This is a genomic window from Hyphomicrobium sp. LHD-15 (assembly GCF_031157355.1).
GTDB lineage: Bacteria > Pseudomonadota > Alphaproteobacteria > Rhizobiales > Hyphomicrobiaceae > Hyphomicrobium_C.
In genome coordinates, this window is sequence record NZ_JAVIFT010000001.1 from 615895 (window position 1) to 635755 (window position 19861).

Below are 19861 nucleotides of genomic sequence, written 5' to 3' on the forward strand. Positions count from 1 at the left end.
GGGACCGTTGCCTGAAACCAATACTGTCTCGTGCGATGTCGCCGTTCTCGGATCGGGACCAGGCGGATATTCGGCGGCCTTCCGCGCGGCTGATCTCGGGCTCAAGACCGTTCTGATCGAGCGCGAAGCGACGCTCGGCGGCGTGTGCCTCAACGTGGGCTGCATTCCCTCGAAGGCCTTGCTGCACGTCGCGCAGCTGATCACCGAGGCCGAGGCCTTTCGCGCGCATGGCGTCGACTTTGCGAAGCCACGGATCGATCTCGACCTTCTGCGCGCGCACAAGAACAAGGTTGTCGGCAAGCTCACGACCGGGCTTTCCGGCATGGCGAAGATGCGCAAGGTGCAGGTGGTTCAGGGTGTCGGCGCGTTCCGGTCTCCGCAGGAAATCGAGGTTGCGCTTGCGGCCGGTGGAACGATCGTCGTGCGCTTCGAGAAGGCGATCATCGCGGCGGGATCGGAGGCGGTCACCCTACCGTTCCTGCCCAAGGACCCGCGCATCGTGGATTCGACGGGCGCGCTCGAGTTGCCGGTCATTCCGAAGCGCATGCTGGTCATCGGCGGCGGGATCATCGGCCTCGAGATGGCGACCGTGTACAGCGCGCTCGGCAGCAGGATCGACGTCGTCGAGATGCTGGACGGACTGATGGCAGGGGCCGATCGCGACCTCGTCCGTATCTGGCAGAAGCGCAACACGTCCCGCTTCGATCGCATCATGCTCAAGACGAAGACTGTCGGCGCGAATGCCAAACGAGACGGCATCCATGTTCGCTTCGAGGGCGCCGGAGCTCCGGAAGGCGCGGAAGCCTACGACCTCGTGCTGGTCGCGGTCGGACGCACACCGAACGGAAAGCACATCGGCGCGGAACGCGCGGGGATCACCGTCGACGCGCGCGGCTTCATCCCCGTCGATCGCCGCATGCAAACCAACGTGTCCGGCATATTCGCGATCGGCGATATTGCCGAGGGACCGATGCTCGCCCACAAGGCCGTGCACGAGGGGCATGTGGCAGCGGAGGCGGCTGCCGGCAAGCCGTCTCAGTTCGATGCCAAGCAAATTCCGTCTGTCGCCTATACCGACCCCGAAATCGCGTGGGCCGGAAAGACCGAAGACGAACTCAAGGCCGAGGCTGTGCCATTCGGCAAAGCCGTGTTTCCGTGGGCCGCGTCCGGGCGCGCCATTGCGATGGCCCGAGACGAGGGTTTCACGAAGTTGCTGTTCGATCCGGAGAGCCACCGCATCATCGGCGGCGGCATCGTGGGCGTGCACGCGGGAGATTTGATCAGCGAAATCGCGCTCGGTATCGAGATGGGTTCGGACGCGACGGATATCGGCAAAACCATCCATCCTCATCCGACACTTTCGGAATCGGTCGGCATGGCCGCCGAGGTGTTCGAGGGTGTGTGCACGGATCTGCCGCCAGCAAAGAAATAGCGTATACCCAGATCCGCCATGGCAAAATTGAAGAAAGGGAGCGATCGCTCGCTCCCTTTCTCCTTCCAACCCAGCGCGTACGTTAGTTCGCTTTGTTGGAATAGTATTTGAAGTCAGGCGCATTCTCGAGCGCCTCCTTCGTGCTGTTCACGGTCACGCGCATGGTGCCGTCGGCGTCACGGTTGAGCTGCAGATCGTTGAACGAAACCGCAACCAGCTTCTCGCCCATACCGAGGAAGCCACCCACACCGATCACGGCGCTGGAGATTTTGCCGTCCGGCCCAAGGATCAGATCGTTCACGTCGCCAATCTTCTCGTTGGCCTTGTTGTAGACCGTCAACCCGATCAGCTTCGACGAGCGCCATTCATCGGCAGCCTGCGCCGAGTTGAAGGTTCCGGCGGTGCTTTCAACAGTCGCGGACGGTGCCGGGATAGTGGCAGACGGAGCCGGAGAGGGTGCAGGCGCCGGTGCTGTTTCCATCTTTTCGGCTGGCGCCTCCGACGGAGACGGCGGCGGAACACTCTGCGCAAACGCCGTCGCGGTCGCGAACGAGAGCGCAACAGGCATTGCGATTGCGTGCAGCAACTTGGACTTCATCGGATCACTCCTTGAGTATTTTTAAATTGATCTGACACGGCCCCTAGCGTCGCCGATTGACTGCGTCGCTAGCGAGATTGTCCGTGCTATGCAGCCGGCTATTTCAGCCTGCTTGGCGATCTAACGTCGCTCGGCGCTCTTGGTTCCTGCCGCCGTTCCTGTCGGGCTCGGGTTGTCTCGCCGTATCGAGAACACCTTTGGCCATCATGCGGCAAACTCAGATGCTCAGCGAATACCGTCGCGCACCAGGCGGTGAACCAAAGCGAGCTTCGCGCGCGCACCCGCGGAGATCACAAACGGATAGAAATCGTGATGGCCCAGGCTGCGGCTAATATTATTCATCGCGAGCGATAGCGGCACCCAGCGCTCCATCAAGGAGTCGAAACTCACCTGCTGATAAACGTCATATTTCTTGAACGGCCAAGCTGCACCGAACAGGAGGCCGGCCGCGCGCGGCTCCATGCCTTCAGCTTCCGCTGTTTCGACGGCATCAACCATATGAAGATAGTGGGCCCATGTTTCGGCCCAGTCCTCCCACGGGTGAGCGCTGGCGTAGGCCGACACATGGTTTTCGGCCCAGTTCGGCGGAGCGCCATCTGTATAATAGGCCGAGAGCGCAGCCTGATAGTCCTGGCGCTCATCACCGAACACCGATCGGAACTCCTCGATCACGGCATCGCGGTCAACCAGCAGCATCCAATAGTAGTGCCCGCTCTCGTGCCGCAGATGGCCGAGAAGAGAGCGATAGGGCTCATCCAGAAACTGACGTCGGCGCTCGCGTTCCACTGCGTCGGCCTCGAGCACGTCGAGCGTGATGACACCGTTGATATGGCCGGTCACGGCGCGCGCCATGAAATCGAACGTCAGCGGCGTTCCGCTATGCTCTATGCCGCCATCGAGGGGAAGGCCGAAACGCAATAGCGAATACACCAGACGCTTTTTGGCGTTCTCGACTTCGCGCCAGGCATCGAGACGGCCTGCCTCGGACAGGTTCGGAATGGTGCGGTTACACGCGCAGGCCTTGCACAACCCACCCGGCGCATCGTGCGGCACCAGCCAGTTGCAAGCGCCATGCATCGCATTTTCGCAATAGCGAACTTCGACGACGGCTTCCTTGCCGCTCTGGCCGATCCGAATTTTGCGAAAGAGGCTGCCGTCCTGCCCTACGGGCTCGAGCGCCGCCAAAGACAACGTGTCCGCATCGAAGCCGAGGCTGCGACCGCAAGCGATGCACAACCCGTTATCGAAGTAGACACGCACGCCGCAGGCCGAGCACGCGAAATTTTTCATGCGTCTCCTCCAACTGGCGCGTGTGGGCCGGCCTCATGGCCTCGATCCCATAACCTTAAGCGTTCTGATGTTCGCGAGCTGAAACTCGCGTTCCTGGGAAGGGATACAGCCGAGCACAACAGTTGTCGCGGAGCGTTGGTTCCATCGCCGCTAAAACGGGCCTACTCACGGATCGGCGGCCGGACCTTCGACTGACGCGGCGGCAACAGAGTCCGGCTGTGGATCGGCAACGGCCGCAGGCGACGGCCCCTCGAGTGCACTCACAGGAGACCCCTGGTTTGCGGCCAGGAAGCGCTCCACTGCGTCGCCCCAAACGTCCCATCCGGCACGGTCGTCGGCGAGGTTGTGACCATCGGCTCCGTAAGCCGGAAAGACATGCAGCTCGGCGTTGCCTCCGCCATCCCGCCACGCCGTTGCGAGCCCGCGCGCCAGATCGGGACGGAAATAGCTGTCGTTCGACGCATACAGCCAGAGGGTGGGCAGATGCGCCGTTGCGCCATATGCGTGAGCCGCCTCGATCAGGCGCGTCTCTCCGCACACCGTACGATCCGGATTGCTCTGCTGAGGGCGCCCGCCGCGCCCGCCCGCGATGTTGATCACGGCGCGCACATTGGCGGGATTTCGAGACGCGAGCGCGAGCGATGCCCATCCGCCGGATGAGATGCCGACCACGATCGCCTCGCCGGGCGCCACGAAAGGTTCAAGCGACAGGTAGTCGGTGGCGGCTTCGATGTCATCGGCAGCAGCGAGGCCCGAACGGAAATGATCGGGGTCGGCACAACTGCCGATCGATTCCGCAAGGGCGCCTCCGGTTGCGCCGTGTCCCCTGCGCTGCGGCAGCATCACGACGTAGCCGCGCTCGACGAACCACCGGGAGAGCCAATAGTACACTGGCATGGCCACGGCGAGACGCGTCGCATCCGAGGTTCCGTGATTGATCACGACCAGCGGGCGGCGGATCGGCGCCTCCCTCTCGCCTTCCTCCTCGGCGGGACGGAATACGGTGGCGCGCAACGGGCTTTTCGGATCTCCGCCCGGCAATAACCAAAACTGCTCTCGGAGACGCGGACCTTCCGGTCCGAAGGACCCATAAATGACGTCGCGCGCGGCGGGTGCAGCCGAGCACGGCGCAGCAGCAACGAGGGCCGCTCCCGCAGCAATTGCACACAGCAGTGCCGTTGCCGCCGATGCAATCGGCGCTCTGATCCCTGCCATCCCGACGCGCTCAGCGGCGCGTTGGCCCCAAGAAGCCCCAATCATTAAATGCCGTGTCCCCGTCCGTGACGAAATCTAGGTTGTCCGTCCCCGCCCCTGGCTCACACTTTTTTCTGCGCGCCTCATTTTTCATCGGCACGTTTGGTTGCGTTGCTTCATCGCGCAATGCCGCGTCGGAACCCCCACCTCAGCCGCGCGTTGTTGCGGCGGCGGCGCTCCGTCCGAAGCCTCGCCCATTTGAAATGGAAAGAGGAGTACAATCAATGAAAAAGCTGTGCACCGCTGGCATAGCAGCTCTCCTTGTGACCTCCGGAGCCACAGTGTTTGCCCAAATCGCTCCGGCCGCAAATGTCAAATTGTCCAAGGCTGAGTGCCAGAACATCTGGGGACGCGCCGATGCGAGCGGCAGCGGATCGCTTACCAGCGCACAAGCGCAAATGTATGTGAGCGATTTCAACAAGGTCGATGCGAACGCCGATGGGAAGCTCACTGGCGCGGAATTTCTCTCAGGCTGCCAAAAGGGGCTTGTTCACGATTCCGCAAGCAGCGGAGCGAGCGAGGGTTCGTCGGGCGCAGACCGCGCCCCGATCGGCAAGAAATACTAGAGCCTACGCCGTGTTATTTCCGCTGCGGGCTTATATGTACAGCTCGCGGCGGGCCTTTCTAAGGAAATCGAAAGGATAAGGAGAATTCGCCATTTTTCTCACCGTGATCTGGGCTTTGATGCTGATCGTGACTTTCGGCGTGCTGGCTTGGCTTTTTCACAACGAAGCCGGTTGATCGGCCTCACCTGACTACTTGCCTCACTTCTCGTTCTGGCTTCAGGCATGGGGGTTCTTGCCTCTTGAATATTCCGTTTTCTGTTTCCGAGCAGACAGCCATGATTGCTGAACAGCGTCCTGCTCAACCTCTCGATTTCGCGGTGATCGGTAATGGTCGCGTGGCCGCACTTCTGGATCGCACGGCTCGCATCGTGTGGTGGTGCTTTCCCCGCTTCGACGGCGATCCGGTTTTCTCCCGTCTGCTAACGGGCGATGAGGAAAAGGGATTTTGCGATGTCGTTGTGGAAGGGGCGCAGCGTTCGCGCTCGGCCTATCTGCGCAACACGGCGATCGTCGAAACGGTCATCGAGGACGACAGAGGCAACGGTGTGCGCATCATCGATTTTGCGCCACGCTATCCACGCTTCGAACGCATGCTGCATCCGGCACAGATTATTCGCCGCATCGAGCCGATCGGTCTTCCCCGCATCAAAATCCGCGTCCGCCCCACGTTCAATTATGGTCAGCCGCGTCCGGCACAGGTGGTGGGTTCGAATCACATTCGCTACAGCGGCGGCGAGATCACGCTTCGTCTCACCACCGACGCCCCCCTTTCGTACATCGTTCACGAAACATCTTTCGCCCTCGCGCGGCCAGTGACGCTCGTGCTCGGCCCTGACGAATCTCTTGAGGCCGCAGCCGACACCGTCTCTCGCGAAGCTCTCGAACGCACCCGCGACTATTGGCTCGGCTGGGTGCGCGGCCTTGCCATCCCGCTCGACTGGCAAACGGACGTCATTCGCGCCGCCATTACGCTGCAGCTCTGCACGTTCGACGAAACCGGAGCAATCGTCGCCGCGCACACGACCTCGCTCCCTGAGGCCCCCCATACGCAGCGAAACTGGGACTATCGCTACTGTTGGCTCCGCGACGCCTACTTCGTGATCATGGCGTTGAACCGGCTCGGCGCGACCCAGACGATGGAAGCCTATCTCGACTACATCACGACGGTCGCGCTCGGCAGCAAAGGCGCGTTGCGGCCGGTCTACGGGATCGTGCACGATCAGTCGCTGACCGAAAGCGTCGCCGAAAACCTTTCAGGCTTTCTCGGCATGGGACCTGTGCGTGTCGGCAATCAGGCAGCTGAGCAGCTTCAGCACGACTCGTGCGGTAGCGTGATCCTCGGCGTGTCGCAGATGTTCATCGATCAGCGGCTGCCGCGCATGGGTGACGAAGCGCTCTACCGGCGGCTCGAAGTGCTGGGCCGTCACGCGCTCAGCGTCTTTCTCGAGCCCGATGCGGGAATCTGGGAATATCGCGGGCGTCTGCGCATTCACACGCATTCCGCGACGATGTGCTGGGTTTCGCTGGACCGGCTCGCGCGCATCGCTGCCCTACTCGGGCTTTCCGGCGATGCCGAGCAATGGCGCAGCCAGGCCGATACGGTTCGAAAGGAAATTCTAACCCGGGCCTGGAGCGCGAAAGCAGGCGCACTGGCCGGCGCGCTGGATCAAGACGAACTCGATGCCAGCGTGCTGCTTCTGCCGGAGCTCGGCCTGCTCTCGGCCCGCGATCCCCGCTTCCTCGCGACACTCGATGTCGTGGGCAGAGAACTCGGCCGCAACAAGTTCATGCTCCGCTATACCAACGACGACTTCGGCGCGCCCGAGACTTCGTTTCTCGCCTGCCAGTTCTGGTACATCGATGCGTTGACGGCAGCCGGACGGGTTGCAGAGGCGCGCGAGCTGCTGGACGATCTCTTGTCGCGGCGAAATGCGTTCGGCCTTCTGTCGGAGGATATTCACCCGACCACCGGGCAACTGTGGGGTAATCTTCCGCAGACCTATTCGATGGCCGGCATCGTCAACTCCTGCATGAACTTGTCGCGGAATTGGGCGGATGCCTGGCCGCGAGCACCCGCGCCGGAACCAAGTGCCACCTCAAGCGTTTGATCTCAGAGACCTATTTTAAAGCTGTGCGGCTCGGTCTCTGACACGGGGGGCGGAGGCGCTAGTGAGACGTATTGTTGTCGTATCAAATCGCGTGATGGAGCTGCGCAAAGCGGCGCAGGCCGGCGGCGTAGCGGTGGCCGTGGCTGATCTTTTGCGCGCCCGATCGGGCTTGTGGTTCGGTTGGAACGGGAAGGTCGTCGACGAGCAAACTTCCACCGATGTGCCCGAAATCAAAGGTCTCAAGTCGCAAGGTCGTAGCGCCATCGTTACGCTGCCTCTGACCGAAAACGAGCATCGGGATTATTACCTCGGCTATTCCAACTCCGTGCTATGGCCGGTGTTTCACAACCGGCTGGATCTCGCGCGCTTCGATGCGGGTTTCTATCCGCGGTACATGGGTGTCAACGAGCGCTTCGCACGCGCGCTGCGTCCGCTGATCCAGCCTGACGACATCATCTGGGTTCACGATTACCACCTGATCCCGCTCGCTTCGGAATTGCGACGTTTGGGCGTCGACAATCCGATCGGGTTCTATCTGCACATTCCGGTGCCGCCGTCGCAGACGTTCCTCGCGATCCCGGAACACCGCGAGCTTGCGCGCGAGCTTGCTGCCTACGATCTCATAGGCCTGCAAACGCAGGCCGATGTCGCGAACCTGATCCAGTTCCTCGAGGACAGCGTTTCAGGACGCATCCTGCAGGATGGCCGCATCAGTGCGTTCGATCATCCGCTTTCGATCAAGCGCTTCCCAGTGGGCATCGACCCCGATGTGTTTCACAATGCCGTTCCCGACGACACGCTTGTGCAGTCGATCGAAGGGGCCGAGCGCATCATCGGTGTCGATCGCCTCGACTATTCGAAGGGTCTGCCGCAGAAGTTCAGCGCGTTTGGCCGCTTTCTCGAAAAATACCCGCAGTACCAGCGCAAGGTGGTGCTGTCGCAAATCGCGCCACCGACACGCGAAAGTGTCGAGGCCTATACCGATATCCGCCAGACGCTCGAGCAGATGTCCGGCAAGATCAACGGCATGTTCGGCGAACTCGACTGGGTACCGATCCACTACATTCATCGCTCTGCGCCGCGCGACAAGCTTCGAGACGTCTATCGCTCATCGCGCATCGGGCTTTTTACGCCACTGCGCGACGGCATGAACCTGGTTTCTAAGGAATACGTGGCATCGCAAGATCCGGAAGATCCTGGCGTGCCCATTCTTTCGCGATTTGCAGGAGCAGCAGAGCAACTCGTCGATGCCTTGATCGTCAATCCGTACAACGTCGAGGAGATGGCGGACGCGATCAAGACGGCGCTCGAAATGGATCGGTCGGAGCGCATCGAACGCTATACGCGGCTGATGGACGTGATCCGCACTTACGACAGCGCGGCGTGGTCTTCCGCGTTCCTCTCGACGCTCGAAGCGACCGCGCGAGAACGGACGGTCTCTAATGTCGGATCCCACGCGATCCGTGCCTCCATGGCCAAGCTCGCATCGGTCGCACGCAGGCCGACGCGGATCCCTCCCGAGGGTTCACGCTCCGCCCAGGATGGCACCTCGAAACAGCGGAAGAGACACGCGGGCAACGGCGAATGACCCCACGAAATCCAGCGGCGCGCGCTGTCTCCTCGTCGCCGGAGAGAGACAAAGCGCGCCTCAGGGTACTGACGGTCGGCGGCGCGATGATCGATACCATCGCCATCATCGAAAGCGCCGCCATAGAGCGCATGTCGCTGCTCAACGCGGAAAGCTCGTTTCTTTTGCTGGAAGAGGGGCGCAAGACCGAAGCGCTGGAAGTTTCCACCCATTGCGGAGGCGGCGCGATCAATGCGGCAGTGGCGCTGGCCCGGCTGGGCCACGATTGCTCGGTCGTGATCAAGCTCGGTGACGATCTCCGAGCTGACCAGATCCTGGCCCGGCTCGACAGCGAAAGCGTCTCGCATCGCTGGGCGTCGCGTGACAAGGAGCTCCCGACCGGGGCGTCCGTGCTCCTGTCGTCTCACGACCGGAACGCGGCCGTGTTCACGTTTCGTGGCGCCAATACGCATCTCGTGCCGCGCGATTTTCATGACGAGGCCTTTGCGGTGGACCTCGTCTACATCGCAAACCTCTCCAATGAAGCTGCCGTTTATTTTCCGACCATCGTCACCAAGGCCAAACAGGCGGGCGCGCTTGTGGCGGCCAATCCGGGGCCGCGCCAGCTTCATGCGCATGGCGACGCGTTCCGGGCGATGCTGCCCCACATCGGCATACTGGCGCTCAATCGCCGCGAGGCACTGGAGGTGATCCCAATCCTCGACGGCCGGGATTGCGACAACGATACGGGGCTTGCGTTTCCGCACATGGTGCGGCCTCCGCCCCTCGCCGAAAATGGGCTTCATCATCATGGCCGCACGATAAGCGTTCGTGGTTTCCTGCGCGCGCTGACCGCGTGCGGCGTCGGTACGGCCGTCATCACAGATGGCCGCGACGGCGCCTTTGCTGCGTCTGCCGGGCGCCTCTTTTATTGCCCTGCCTCTGACGCGCATGTCGCGGGGACGGCAGGGGCCGGAGACGCTTTTGCCTCGACATTCTCGGCCTATATTGCAGAAGGGGCTGCTCCCGATATCGCGATCCGCGCGGCAACACTCAACGCCGCGAGCGTGCTCGGGCATGTGGACACTCAGACAGGCCTCATGCGGAGGCGAGAGATCGCGCATGCGCTCGACGGCAAGAAACCAACACCAAACGTGATAGACTGGCCATTATGATCCACGTTTTTGGCCACAACTGCGTCCCATTCCCCGGCGATGTGCGGAAGACCGATCAGGTTGGTGCCGGGATTGAATTGCAGAACGAGGTACAGAAAAGAGCGATGGAAGCAGCTCAACGCATAGCGCCGTATCGGTCTCGTCTCGATATTTGCACGGAGTCGGTGCTGAGCAACCCGCGTGGCTACGCGCTCTTTCTCGACGTCGACGGCACTTTGCTCGAACTTGCGGCGACTCCGAATAGCATTCACATCCCCGAAGGCCTGAGCGATCTTCTTCAGCTGCTCATGACGCGGCTCGACGGTGCCGTCGCGATCATCTCGGGACGCCTCATCTCCGATATCGATCAGATCGTTCGTCCCCTCGTTTTACCCGCGTCCGGTGTTCATGGCTCGGAGTTGCGTCGAGCGCCCAGTGGCGCCATCGAGCAGATCTCGCCCACGCTTCCGGACGACGTTGTTGCGAGCCTCCGAAAGCTGGTGCCTCGCTTTCCCGGCGTGATCGTGGAACCGAAGGGCGCAGGTCTCGCTATTCACTATCGTCTCGCTCCACATGCCGAAGCCGATATTCTCGCGACCATCGCGCATATCCTCAAGACACACGCGGGCGCCTTCGAATTGTTGCCGGGAAAGCGCCTGTTCGAGATCATCCCCTCCGGTCTGTCCAAGGGAACGGCGCTTGCCGCGCTCTCTCAGCTGCCGGCCTTTCGCGGCCGCGTTCCGATCATGATCGGCGACGATATCGGCGACGAAGCCGCGTTTGGGGTCGCCGAAGAGATGCGCGGGTTCGGCCTCAGAGTCGCCGGCGAATATTTCAATCCGGACGTCGCGGATTTCAGCGGACCTCGATCGGTGATGGAATGGCTCGAGCAAATCGCGGATCGGCCAGTTCGCGATAGCGCTCGCTCATAGTCTCCACTTTGACTCAGGCGACTAAAATAAAACGAGAAAGGGCCTGAGCCGATTTCTCGGTCAGACCCTTCCTCCGGTCACGCTAGTAAACTTTTAAACTTTGCTCCGCCACGCCCGCTAGGCACTGTTAGCGGCGATGATGCCTATGATGGTGGCGGTGATGATGGTGATGGCGAGGACGCCCGATGAAGACTGATACGCCCGGGTTATAGCCGTAGTAGCCATATCTCTGTCCGCCGTGGCACCACTTGCGTCCATGCTTGCGATGGCAATGGCGATAGGGCCGCCAATCCACCTGCTGAAGCTCGACACGATCTCCCTTTATTGCCTGCTGAATCGCTCCCACGGGTGCGGCGTTGGCCGCCGCACCTCCGAATTGAAGCGAAGCGGCAGCTAGCACGACTGCGCATAGCGTCGCCTTATACGTCATCACAAATATCTCCGATTTTTATCGTGCGTGATCACTCGGTTAACGTTTCAGCGTCGCCGATGGTTCCGACTGCGCAAGCGTTCGATGCGTATCGCGCGTATCGGCTTGTTGATGCGGCGCAGCGAAACATTGACCTGCCGCATTGCTGGTCTTAGAAAGCGTGCATACGCAATCGAACTATCTTCGCGATCACTCTGCCTTTTGGGGGCAATGAGAGGGAGCCGTCGTTCGTTGAGGGGATCCGTCCTTATCGGGTGCACTTTGCTCGCCGTGGCTTTGGCGGCGGGCGCATCGCGCGCAGACGACACAACGTCACGCTCCGTTCCCGAGTTCCGTCTTCTCGTCATAGGCGGACAAAAAGCGCGGTGGACGATCCCTGCTGGCGGGCTTCCCACGACCATCACCTACGCTTTCCTAAAAGAGCGATCGGAATTTCCAGGCGCCCGCAATTGCGACGCGATGCTGCCGCCCGAGGCTGCTCTCTCCCGCTCCAGCATCGCCATGAGCGATTTCCGAAGCGAAGTGCGCGCCGCGTTCTCTGCCTGGGAGCAGGCGGCCAACATCGTTTTCAAGGAAACCAGCTCAATCTCCGAAGCGGGCATTTTGATCGGAGCGGACGCGAAAGCGCGCGGCCGTGCGTTTACAAACGTCGCCCTGCATAAAAAAGGGGCCGCGACGAACGTGCCCGAGGCCGGCGCAACCGACGCGATCCGCCAATCTCTCATCTGTCTCAATCCCGAGAAGCCCTGGAAAATCGGCTTCAACGGCAATCTCGACGTCTATGATCTGCGCTTCACGGTTACCCATGAGATCGGACATGCCATCGGCCTCGATCACCCGAGCCCCGAAGGCCAACTGATGTCGTTTCGCTATGTCGAGAAAGGGCGCGGGCTGCAAGCCGGCGATATCGCCGGCGCCGTCGCGCTCTATGGCCGGAAGGGCGTAGGCCCGTCGCAACCTCCGGAAACCGACAGGGCAGAAGCCGCACCGCCACCGGCGCTTGCTGGAGCTTCGGCCTTCGGGCTCGGAGAGAACGCCGGCCCTGATCGCTAAGCGCGCCGTTTTCCCACCTGCCGGAACCATCGGTTTTTCGGATCGTTTCTCACCTATCCAATAGCGATGTGGGAGGCGGAGCTTTTGCCCCGTAACTGCGATCGCCCGAGTTCTCTGCGTTCACGCCAGCCGGGAGGCTCAGTCATGACCATACCGCTCCGCCCTGCCCGGGCCTTTTCTTCTCGCGCTTTTTTTCTGGTCCTGCTTGCAGGACTGGCATTGCCGGGATCGCCTTCGCATGCGCAGTACGGCCGGGCTGCGGCCCCTCAACCGCAATCCGACCGCAAAGAACAATCCGAGCAGAAAGAACCCGTCGCCGTTCCTGCTCCCTCCTCGGGAGCCGCGTCCATGAGCGACTGGCACGCGACCAAGCTCATTGGCGCCACCATGACCGATACGCTCGGTAATTCTATCGGCACGGTGCAAGACATCGTGATCGATGCGGACGGGAAAGTCGTCGCTGTTCTGGTCAGCGTCGGAGGGTTTCTGGGCCTTGGCGAAACAACTGTCGCAATCGGCCTGCGCCATCTCGTCATCAGCCTGTTCGATGCCGATCATCTCGACGTGAGGACATCCCTTTCGCGAGATGCCATCGAGCAGGCGGCCAGCTTCGAGCCCGACACCCCGCCGGCCGCTTCGAAGGATCGGGAGTGAAGCGTCCGCGCCCGCAGCCGCTTCACCCGGTTGTTATTTGCCTAGCGGCATATTGAGCTGAAGGCGGCCGGCCCAGTTGTCGGCAGCGGACTGCGCACCCGTCTCGACGCCGCCGGTGGCTTGCATGTTGACGCCGTCCTTCACACCGACCGCAACGCCGGCCTCCGCCTTCCATTGAAGATCGGGGACCTGCCCCACGCCATGGGGGCCGAGCTGCGAGATGTCATCGAACGCGACGAAACCGCCTGCCGCGATTCTCGGCTCGACGTACGTCGAGCTGTCGAGATCGAAGCGGCGTTTGAACTCAGGCAGAACATCGAGGCGGCCACTTCCGGGGGACTGGGTGGCCTCGGTGTAGGCGGAGTAAGCCGCCGGCGTATCTTCTACGTAGCTGAGACCGACGCTCGGCGCGACCGTCCAGCCGCCGACCTCGCGCGAGCCCCGCAGCGTTCCGCGCAGGAGGCTGCGATCAGCAGACACCGTGTCGACCGCGATGCCATTGGGAAGCTTGTTGGCGACGCCCCAGGCGGCACGCCCATCGAAAATGATGCCCGGACCGAAGCGGACGCTCATGTAAGGACCTGCCATCCAGCCGCTGGCCGAGACGCCCGCCCCTTCGCCGGCCTGATCGAATTGCGCCAGCGCGCCGAGCATAATGTCGGGGCCGAGCATATACTTGCTGCCGAAGTACATGATCGTCGCGTTGCCGGTCGTTTCGCGCGCGTTCACATCCGAGGTGTCGTAGTTGAGGTGCCGGCCCTCGAACCAGAAATCGAGGATGCCGGGATCTTTCTTGTCCCCGGGATTCATCGCTGCGGTCAGTTCGGAGACGCTGACGGACGCGGTGATATCGCGCGGCGCTTCGCCATCGGCAGACGCCGTCTGGCCGGTGTCGCCGAAGGGTTTGAAGCCTGTGCTGGGACGGTCGATGCGCACGCGATCGGGATCGCGCTCGGACACGAAGGCCTTGCGCCGTGCGAGCAAGGCGCTCTCGGCGTCGGCCCTGGCGACGGACGTGCATTTCACGCCGAGCGATGCCTCGGCGGTGGCGTCGGCCTCGAGGCGTAAATCGTAGCTCGCGGTTCTCGGCGCCACGAACAGCACCGTGGTGCTGCGGCCGGAATGAAGCGTGCGGGTCGCGCCGTCGTCGTCGGAGACCGCGATCGCGGCTCGGCCGTGGGTGGTGACGTTGAGGGCTAGTGTTTCACCCCGCTCGAGGGCGGCTCCCCGCAAAGCGCTGGCTCCCGCAGACGCTCGAATGTTCAAGCTGCCTCGATTTGCGGCGTCACATCCCGCGCTTCCGTCCGCGAATGCGCTGCCGGTGCTACTCAACTCTAGGGCGCCCAAGGCAACGGCGGCCCACATCACCCGCTTCAACTGAACCACACGCTTCAGCGGATGAAACTGAACGATCTGCGGCATCGTTCGATTGCCTCCTTTTGTTCCGATTGTCCTTTCCGATCAATGTGATTGTGCATGGCAATATCGACGAAAGCATGACCCGTACAACCGAGGGGTCGAGCAGCTTGCAGTCTTTCGGAAACGCTACGGTCCATAATTTTTCTTCGAGCAGAGATCTTTCGGGGGCGGTTCCGCGTTTGGGGGATGTCACTCAAGAGCCTCAGGCTTGGCATGCCGATGGCTCTCCCTCAGCTCCCTCATGGAAATCGCGATTTGACCGTCATCACCGAACACGGCGCGAAGCTGCTGCCGAGCGTAGAAGTCGATAGCTACAATCTCGAAATCCGCGATGAGGACGGCTTCGTCGGCGACCGCGCGAGCAACCGTGCGTTCAGAAGCATCATCGACGAATGGCGTGAGCCGTTGCGGAAACTCGGTGCCGACCCGTTGGGCGACGCTCCGACCGAGGAGGTGAGCAAAAAGAAGCTCGACGCGTTGCTCGCGGACGGTGACCCCGAAGCGGCCGGCTTGGTTCACAGCGCCATCGAAGCATTCGCGCAAGAGCTCGATCACGTCATCCGGCGCTTTCTCAAATCCGCACCCTGGCGCGACACGCAGGCGATCGTTATCGGCGGCGGCTTCAGGCAAAGCCGGGTCGGCGAGCTTGCGATCGGCCGCACCAGCGTTCTTCTGAAGGCCGGCGGAACGAACATCGATCTCTCGCTGATCCGCAATCATCCCGATGAAGCGGGGCTGATCGGTGCGGCCCATCTGATGCCGTCGTGGACACTCGAAGGGTTCGACGGAATTCTTGCAGTCGACATCGGCGGCACGAACATCCGGGCCGGCGTGGTCGAAACCAACCTCAAGAAATCGTCCAAGCTCGACAAGGCCAAAGTTTGGAAATCAGAGCTTTGGCGTCACGGCGACGAAAAGACGAAGCGCGACGAGGCCGTGGACCGGCTGATCGAGATGCTCGTCGACCTGATCAAGGCCTCCGAAAAGGAGAAGCTCAATCTCGCACCGGTAATCGGGATTGGATGCCCCGGCCTGATCCGGCCGGACGGCTCGATCGAAACCGGCGCGCAGAACCTTCCCGGCAACTGGGAAACGAAGACGTTCAATCTCGCCTCGGCGCTCCGCGAAGCTATTCCTGAAATCGGCAATCACGAGACGGCCGTCGTCATGCACAACGACGCCGTCGTTCAGGGGCTCAGCGAGCTGCCGGTGATGCGCACCTACGATCATTGGGGCGCGCTCACGATTGGGACGGGGCTTGGAAACGTGCGTTTCACGACGAGGCGCGAGCGTAGCTGAAGCCACGCCTCGCGCCTTCACCTGTTCCGAGAGGCCTCAGGCTGCTTTTTCGGCAGTCTTGTTGACAGAACCGCGCGCTATTTCGGTCAACAACGTGTCGGCGTGATGCTCTTCCTTCAGGTTTTCTGCCAACAGCTTGGCTGCATCAGCGTGGCCTAGATCCTTGGCCCATTCGACAAGCGTGCCGTAGCGGCAGATCTCGTAGTGTTCCACCGCCTGAGCCGAGCTGATGATGCCGGCGTCGAGCACGCGCTCGTCGTCGATCTCATCCATGTGCTCCTTGGCCTCGTCGATGATCCCTTCGATGGCGTCGCATTTCTTGCCGCGGGCCGGGACCTTGATGAGCTTGAACACCTTCTCCAGGCGATCCACCTGTCCTTCGGTTTCTGCCCGATGCGCTTCTAGGGCCTGCTTCAGCTTGCTATCGTCGGCTTTGCTCACCATGCCGGGGAGCGCCTTCAGGATCTGCTTCTCGGCGTAGTAGATGTCCTTGAGGGTCGCGACGAACAGATCTTCCATCGTCTTGACTGACATGATCGAACTCCATGAGTTGTACGCTGCTTCGTGCGATCAACCATCGAGAGGACCGGCAGTTCCACGTATTGTTCGGCGTGCTTTCCGATTGTCCGGCGCAGCCTGAGGAACCTCCGCGCGGATCCGGCGTTATTCCGCATCGTGCGGCGCAATAAATCGAGAGGCCGCATCCAAATTGTGAGCGTGAGCATGCAGGAATTCGAGCGAGTTTATATGCGCACGCTGCGCCACATCTACGACACGGAAAAGCAGCTTGGGAGTTCGATGGCCGCTTTGACGGCCTCGATCGGCGACTTGCGCCTACTCAACGCGTTGCGAGAGATCGAAACGCAATCGCGTCTTCAGGCGCAACGCATCGAAGTGATCTTCCGCGAGCTTTATCTCGAGCCGCGCGGGGAAGCGTCGTGGGCGGCGACTGCGCTTCTCAGAGACGCATGGGAAGCCTGCACAGCCAATCGCAACGAAGGTACGAGAGGATGCGCGGCCGCACTTCTCGCTATCAAGCGCTACGAGATCACGCTTTACGAGGCGCTGCTAAGGTGGTCGGAAGACTACGCGTTCGATGAAGTCATCCCCGACATCCGCCGCTCGATCGCGGAAGAGCTGGTGCAGGCGAGCATCCTGTCGGAACTCGCGTTCGAAGCCGCCCCCGATCGGGCCGCTTTGGCTCAGGGCTCATCCGGCGCGTTGCATTGAATCCTTGACGCAGAATCTGCACCGGCTCTTCGATCGTCGCCGTTAGAAGCGGCTGGAAACGAAAACAGCCGGCTCAGAGGCCGGCTGTTTCTTCTTTTTGATTGTCGGCGTCAGATCATTCCGAGCAGATGCAGCACGATCAAGCCGGAGATCGGAACTCCCAATGCCCAAAGAACGATGTAGCGCATTGCTTTTCTTCCTTATCGAGCGGGAGGCCACCTGACGGCCTCCAAAGTGGAACAGTCATTCCACTAACACCCGACCCCGGAAGAAGTTCCGCTCCGGCATCGTACCCGAGCGGCTACTTCGGGTCTGCCGGAAGGAACGCGCTCACCTTACGAACAAGGTCTGCGACGTTCTGGGCGCCGATGCGCTCCATCACCCAGGCCCGGTACGTCTCGACCGTGCGGGGGCTAATCGAGAGCTTGGCGGCGATCTGCTTGTTCGACATACCGGCAGCGACGAACTCCAGCACCTCGCGCTGACGCGGCGAGAGGGCCTTCAGACGCTCGGCGATGTCGATGCGCTCGCTGTTCTCGGTGCTTTGCCGGCGGCCCTTCTCGACGGCATCAGACACGCTCGTCGCGAGGCGCTCGCCGTCGTAGGGCTTCTCGAAGAAATCGAACGCGCCTTCCTTGAGGGCGGCGACGGCCATCGAGACATCGGCGTGGCCGCTGATAAGGATCAAAGGCGCGCCGTTGTTGCGATATTTGAGCTCCCGCTGGAGCTCGAGGCCGGTCATGCCCGGCATACGCACGTCCGCGACAACGCAGGACGGCTTGGTGTCCGGCAAATCGTTCAGAAAGGCTTCCGCCGATTCATAGCAGGCAACGGGGATCTCGCGGCTCTCGATCAAGAGGCGCATCGAATGCAGAACGGCGGCATCGTCGTCAATCAAAGCTACGGTCACTTCAGCATCCTATCGTCATTTCTCGATTGATGTCGTGGGCAGAGTAAAGGAAACAGCGGCCCCCCCGCCAGTGCTTTCGATCAAAAGCTGCCCGCCGTGGGTTTCCGCGGTCGAGCGGGCCAGAGCCAATCCCAGCCCCAAACCCTCGCGTTTCGTCGTGATAAACGGCGCTAACGCACGTTCAAGTATATCAGGATCGAAGCCGGGACCGTTGTCACGGACCGTCACGATTACGCGATTGGTATCCGTCAGGTCGGCTTCGACGGCGATGCGGCCGTCGGTGCGGCCGCTTGCGAGCACGGATTCTGCGGCATTTCGGATCAGATTAATCAAAACCTGCTGGATCTGCAGGCCATCGCAAACCACCAGCGGCAAATTCTTGGCGATGCGGGTCTCGATCTCGACGCGATTGGCCTGCATCTCGAACCGGCAATGCGAAATGGCTTCGCGGATCAGATCCGCGCTCGATTGAGCGACCATCTCGTTGTGGCCGAGGCGAATGTAGTCGCGCAGTTTGCGCACGACGTCGGCGGCGCGATCGACCTGAGCCACCGCGTGACCTGCAGCCTGGCGCGCAGCCTCGATGTCTGGCAACTTTTTCTCGACGGCCATTTTCGCGAGCCGCGTGTAGTTGGAAATCGCGGTCAGCGGCTGATTGATCTCATGGGCGAGCACGGCCGCGAACGCCCCCATGGTATCCAGCCTCGCCGCCCTCTCGAGCGCATCCTGGTTGTGGCGAAGCTGGGCCTGAGTGCGCAGTTGCTCGTTCACGACCGCACCAATCGTCAGGCCGGTCAACGAAAGCACGATCATCAACGCCTGATAGGCCGTAACTTCGCTGTCGAGCACGCCCGCATACTGCATCGCGGCCATGAGACCAACCTGCGTGAGGACGAGCCCCGCCGTCACGCCTTCGAGGCCAAAGCGTACGGCCGTCCACATGACGGGCAGGAAAAACAGATAGAACTGCTTCACGCGAAACGTGTCGGACAGGCCGAACACAGCCGCGAGCGTTAGCAGCAGCGCGATCACAACGGCCGCCAGCTCCAGCGAGGGGACGATCATGCGCCGGCGTGTCAGCGCGATCAGAAGGAACGGCGTCAGAACCGTGACGCCGATCATGTCGCCGATCCAGAGCTGAATCGTAGCCGTCGTCATGTCGGCGGGCGTCACAAGCCCGAACGAAGCGAGCAGTCCAACGTAGGCCACGGCCACGACGCCAGTGCTTATCGCCGCTGTTCCAATCAACAGCATCAACGAGCGCTTCATGCTTAGCGTGCGGTCGAATTCGAGCCGCGGCATGGTCAGGATGTAGGTTGCCGCTCCGTAACCCGCGCCGACGATGATCGCGCCGAGCACGTGAACGATGACCGGCATCGGGAGATCAAGCACAAGGGCATTGACCAAGAGCGGAGCAATGAAGAGCCACGGGATGTATTCACGCCCGAGGAGAAGTACGAGCGCGAACGCGAGGCCCGTGGCCGGATTCCAGGGCGTGACGCCGATCGGCGCGATGGGGCTGATGTAGCTCACCCAATCGATCAGAGCGTAGACGACGAGAAACGCGATACCGGTCGCCACATGGCCACGGGAAAAAAGGGCAGACACGGGTAGCTTTCTCGCTGTCGCTTCCTGGCTCCATTCATACATTCGGTACTTCCTCCTGGGACCATCCGGCAAACTACGCAGGTGCTACCCCGATAGATGATCGACGCCCGTATCCAACCCGATTTCGCGTTTGATGCAACCTCCAGCCCCTGCGACGGACGCGAAGGGCGCTCAGGTCGGTGCGCCCAGTCACCTCCAGGCTGCCTCGACAGAAATGGGTGATGCCGACACCGAAGGGGGCTTCGCGTTTCATCCTGTCGCTGAAGCCGCCAGGTCCATCGTTCGTAGCGCGTCAGGCAAGCCATCCGCGAAGATTCGGCAAACATCGCCTTCGCCGGACTCGAGCTTCCCACCCTT

The 19861-nt window shown here is 61.6% G+C and carries 17 protein-coding genes; 10 read left to right on the forward strand and 7 right to left on the reverse strand.

Annotated elements, in window-relative coordinates; translation table 11 throughout:
• Window positions 1-7: 7 nt before the first annotated feature.
• Window positions 8-1432: a dihydrolipoyl dehydrogenase gene (gene lpdA / locus RCO24_RS02850; protein ID WP_308959887.1), complete on the forward strand. Its 1425-nt coding sequence runs from the start codon at window positions 8-10 to the stop codon at window positions 1430-1432.
• An 82-nt stretch (window positions 1433-1514) separates the two neighbouring features.
• Here lpdA and RCO24_RS02855 read toward each other — a convergent pair whose 3' ends face one another.
• The 3 genes from RCO24_RS02855 to RCO24_RS02865 form a co-directional block, all read right to left on the reverse strand.
• Window positions 1515-2030 carry a PRC-barrel domain-containing protein gene (locus RCO24_RS02855; RefSeq protein WP_308959888.1) on the reverse strand — a complete coding sequence of 172 codons (516 nt, stop codon included), beginning with the start codon at window positions 2028-2030 and terminating at the stop codon, window positions 1515-1517.
• A 225-nt stretch (window positions 2031-2255) separates the two neighbouring features.
• Window positions 2256-3320 (reverse strand): putative zinc-binding metallopeptidase, encoded by a 1065-nt coding sequence (locus tag RCO24_RS02860; protein ID WP_308959889.1) that lies wholly within the window; start codon window positions 3318-3320, stop codon window positions 2256-2258.
• Window positions 3321-3485: 165 nt separating this feature from the next.
• Window positions 3486-4535, reverse strand: coding sequence for a dienelactone hydrolase family protein (locus RCO24_RS02865; RefSeq protein ID WP_308959890.1), 1050 nt, complete (start codon window positions 4533-4535; stop codon window positions 3486-3488).
• 80 nt (window positions 4536-4615) lie between these two features.
• On the opposite strand from RCO24_RS02865, the gene RCO24_RS02870 reads away from it, so the two are divergent.
• The 7 genes from RCO24_RS02870 (at window position 4616) to RCO24_RS02900 (ending at window position 13038) form a co-directional block, all read left to right on the forward strand.
• Window positions 4616-5140, forward strand: a complete 525-nt coding sequence (locus tag RCO24_RS02870; protein WP_308959891.1) for a hypothetical protein — start codon at window positions 4616-4618, stop codon at window positions 5138-5140.
• Between the two features lie 275 nt (window positions 5141-5415).
• Complete coding sequence (locus tag RCO24_RS02875) at window positions 5416-7248, forward strand: glycoside hydrolase family 15 protein (RefSeq protein ID WP_308959892.1); 1833 nt, start codon at window positions 5416-5418, stop codon at window positions 7246-7248.
• A 61-nt stretch (window positions 7249-7309) separates the two neighbouring features.
• Complete coding sequence (locus RCO24_RS02880; RefSeq protein ID WP_308959893.1) at window positions 7310-8836, forward strand: trehalose-6-phosphate synthase; 1527 nt, start codon at window positions 7310-7312, stop codon at window positions 8834-8836.
• Window positions 8833-9990 (forward strand): carbohydrate kinase family protein, encoded by a 1158-nt coding sequence (locus RCO24_RS02885; RefSeq protein WP_308959894.1) that lies wholly within the window; start codon window positions 8833-8835, stop codon window positions 9988-9990. Before RCO24_RS02880 ends, RCO24_RS02885 begins: the two co-directional genes overlap by 4 nt.
• 104 nt (window positions 9991-10094) lie before the next feature.
• Window positions 10095-10901 (forward strand): trehalose-phosphatase, encoded by an 807-nt coding sequence (gene otsB / locus RCO24_RS02890; RefSeq protein WP_308959895.1) that lies wholly within the window; start codon window positions 10095-10097, stop codon window positions 10899-10901.
• 661 nt (window positions 10902-11562) lie between these two features.
• Window positions 11563-12384, forward strand: a complete 822-nt coding sequence (locus RCO24_RS02895) for a matrixin family metalloprotease (RefSeq protein WP_308959896.1) — start codon at window positions 11563-11565, stop codon at window positions 12382-12384.
• 348 nt (window positions 12385-12732) lie between these two features.
• Window positions 12733-13038 (forward strand): PRC-barrel domain-containing protein, encoded by a 306-nt coding sequence (locus RCO24_RS02900; RefSeq protein ID WP_308959897.1) that lies wholly within the window; start codon window positions 12733-12735, stop codon window positions 13036-13038.
• A 33-nt stretch (window positions 13039-13071) separates the two neighbouring features.
• On the opposite strand, the gene RCO24_RS02905 is transcribed toward RCO24_RS02900, so the two are convergent.
• Window positions 13072-14460, reverse strand: a complete 1389-nt coding sequence (locus RCO24_RS02905; RefSeq protein WP_308959898.1) for an autotransporter outer membrane beta-barrel domain-containing protein — start codon at window positions 14458-14460, stop codon at window positions 13072-13074.
• Window positions 14461-14676: 216 nt separating this feature from the next.
• Here RCO24_RS02905 and RCO24_RS02910 point away from each other — a divergent pair, with 216 nt between their 5' ends.
• Window positions 14677-15756, forward strand: coding sequence for an ROK family protein (locus RCO24_RS02910; protein ID WP_374990922.1), 1080 nt, complete (start codon window positions 14677-14679; stop codon window positions 15754-15756).
• Window positions 15757-15792: 36 nt separating this feature from the next.
• Here the strand turns inward: RCO24_RS02910 and RCO24_RS02915 are convergent, their stop codons facing one another.
• Window positions 15793-16290, reverse strand: coding sequence for a ferritin-like domain-containing protein (locus RCO24_RS02915; protein WP_308959900.1), 498 nt, complete (start codon window positions 16288-16290; stop codon window positions 15793-15795).
• A 213-nt stretch (window positions 16291-16503) separates the two neighbouring features.
• Here RCO24_RS02915 and RCO24_RS02920 point away from each other — a divergent pair, with 213 nt between their 5' ends.
• Window positions 16504-16986, forward strand: coding sequence for a DUF892 family protein (locus RCO24_RS02920; protein ID WP_374990905.1), 483 nt, complete (start codon window positions 16504-16506; stop codon window positions 16984-16986).
• Between the two features lie 301 nt (window positions 16987-17287).
• On the opposite strand, the gene RCO24_RS02925 is transcribed toward RCO24_RS02920, so the two are convergent.
• Together RCO24_RS02925 and RCO24_RS02930 are read right to left on the reverse strand one after the other, a co-directional pair.
• Window positions 17288-17896: a response regulator gene (locus tag RCO24_RS02925; RefSeq protein WP_308959902.1), complete on the reverse strand. Its 609-nt coding sequence runs from the start codon at window positions 17894-17896 to the stop codon at window positions 17288-17290.
• A gap of 15 nt (window positions 17897-17911) precedes the next feature.
• Window positions 17912-19504: an ATP-binding protein gene (locus RCO24_RS02930; RefSeq protein ID WP_308959903.1), complete on the reverse strand. Its 1593-nt coding sequence runs from the start codon at window positions 19502-19504 to the stop codon at window positions 17912-17914.
• Window positions 19505-19861: the final 357 nt, after the last annotated feature.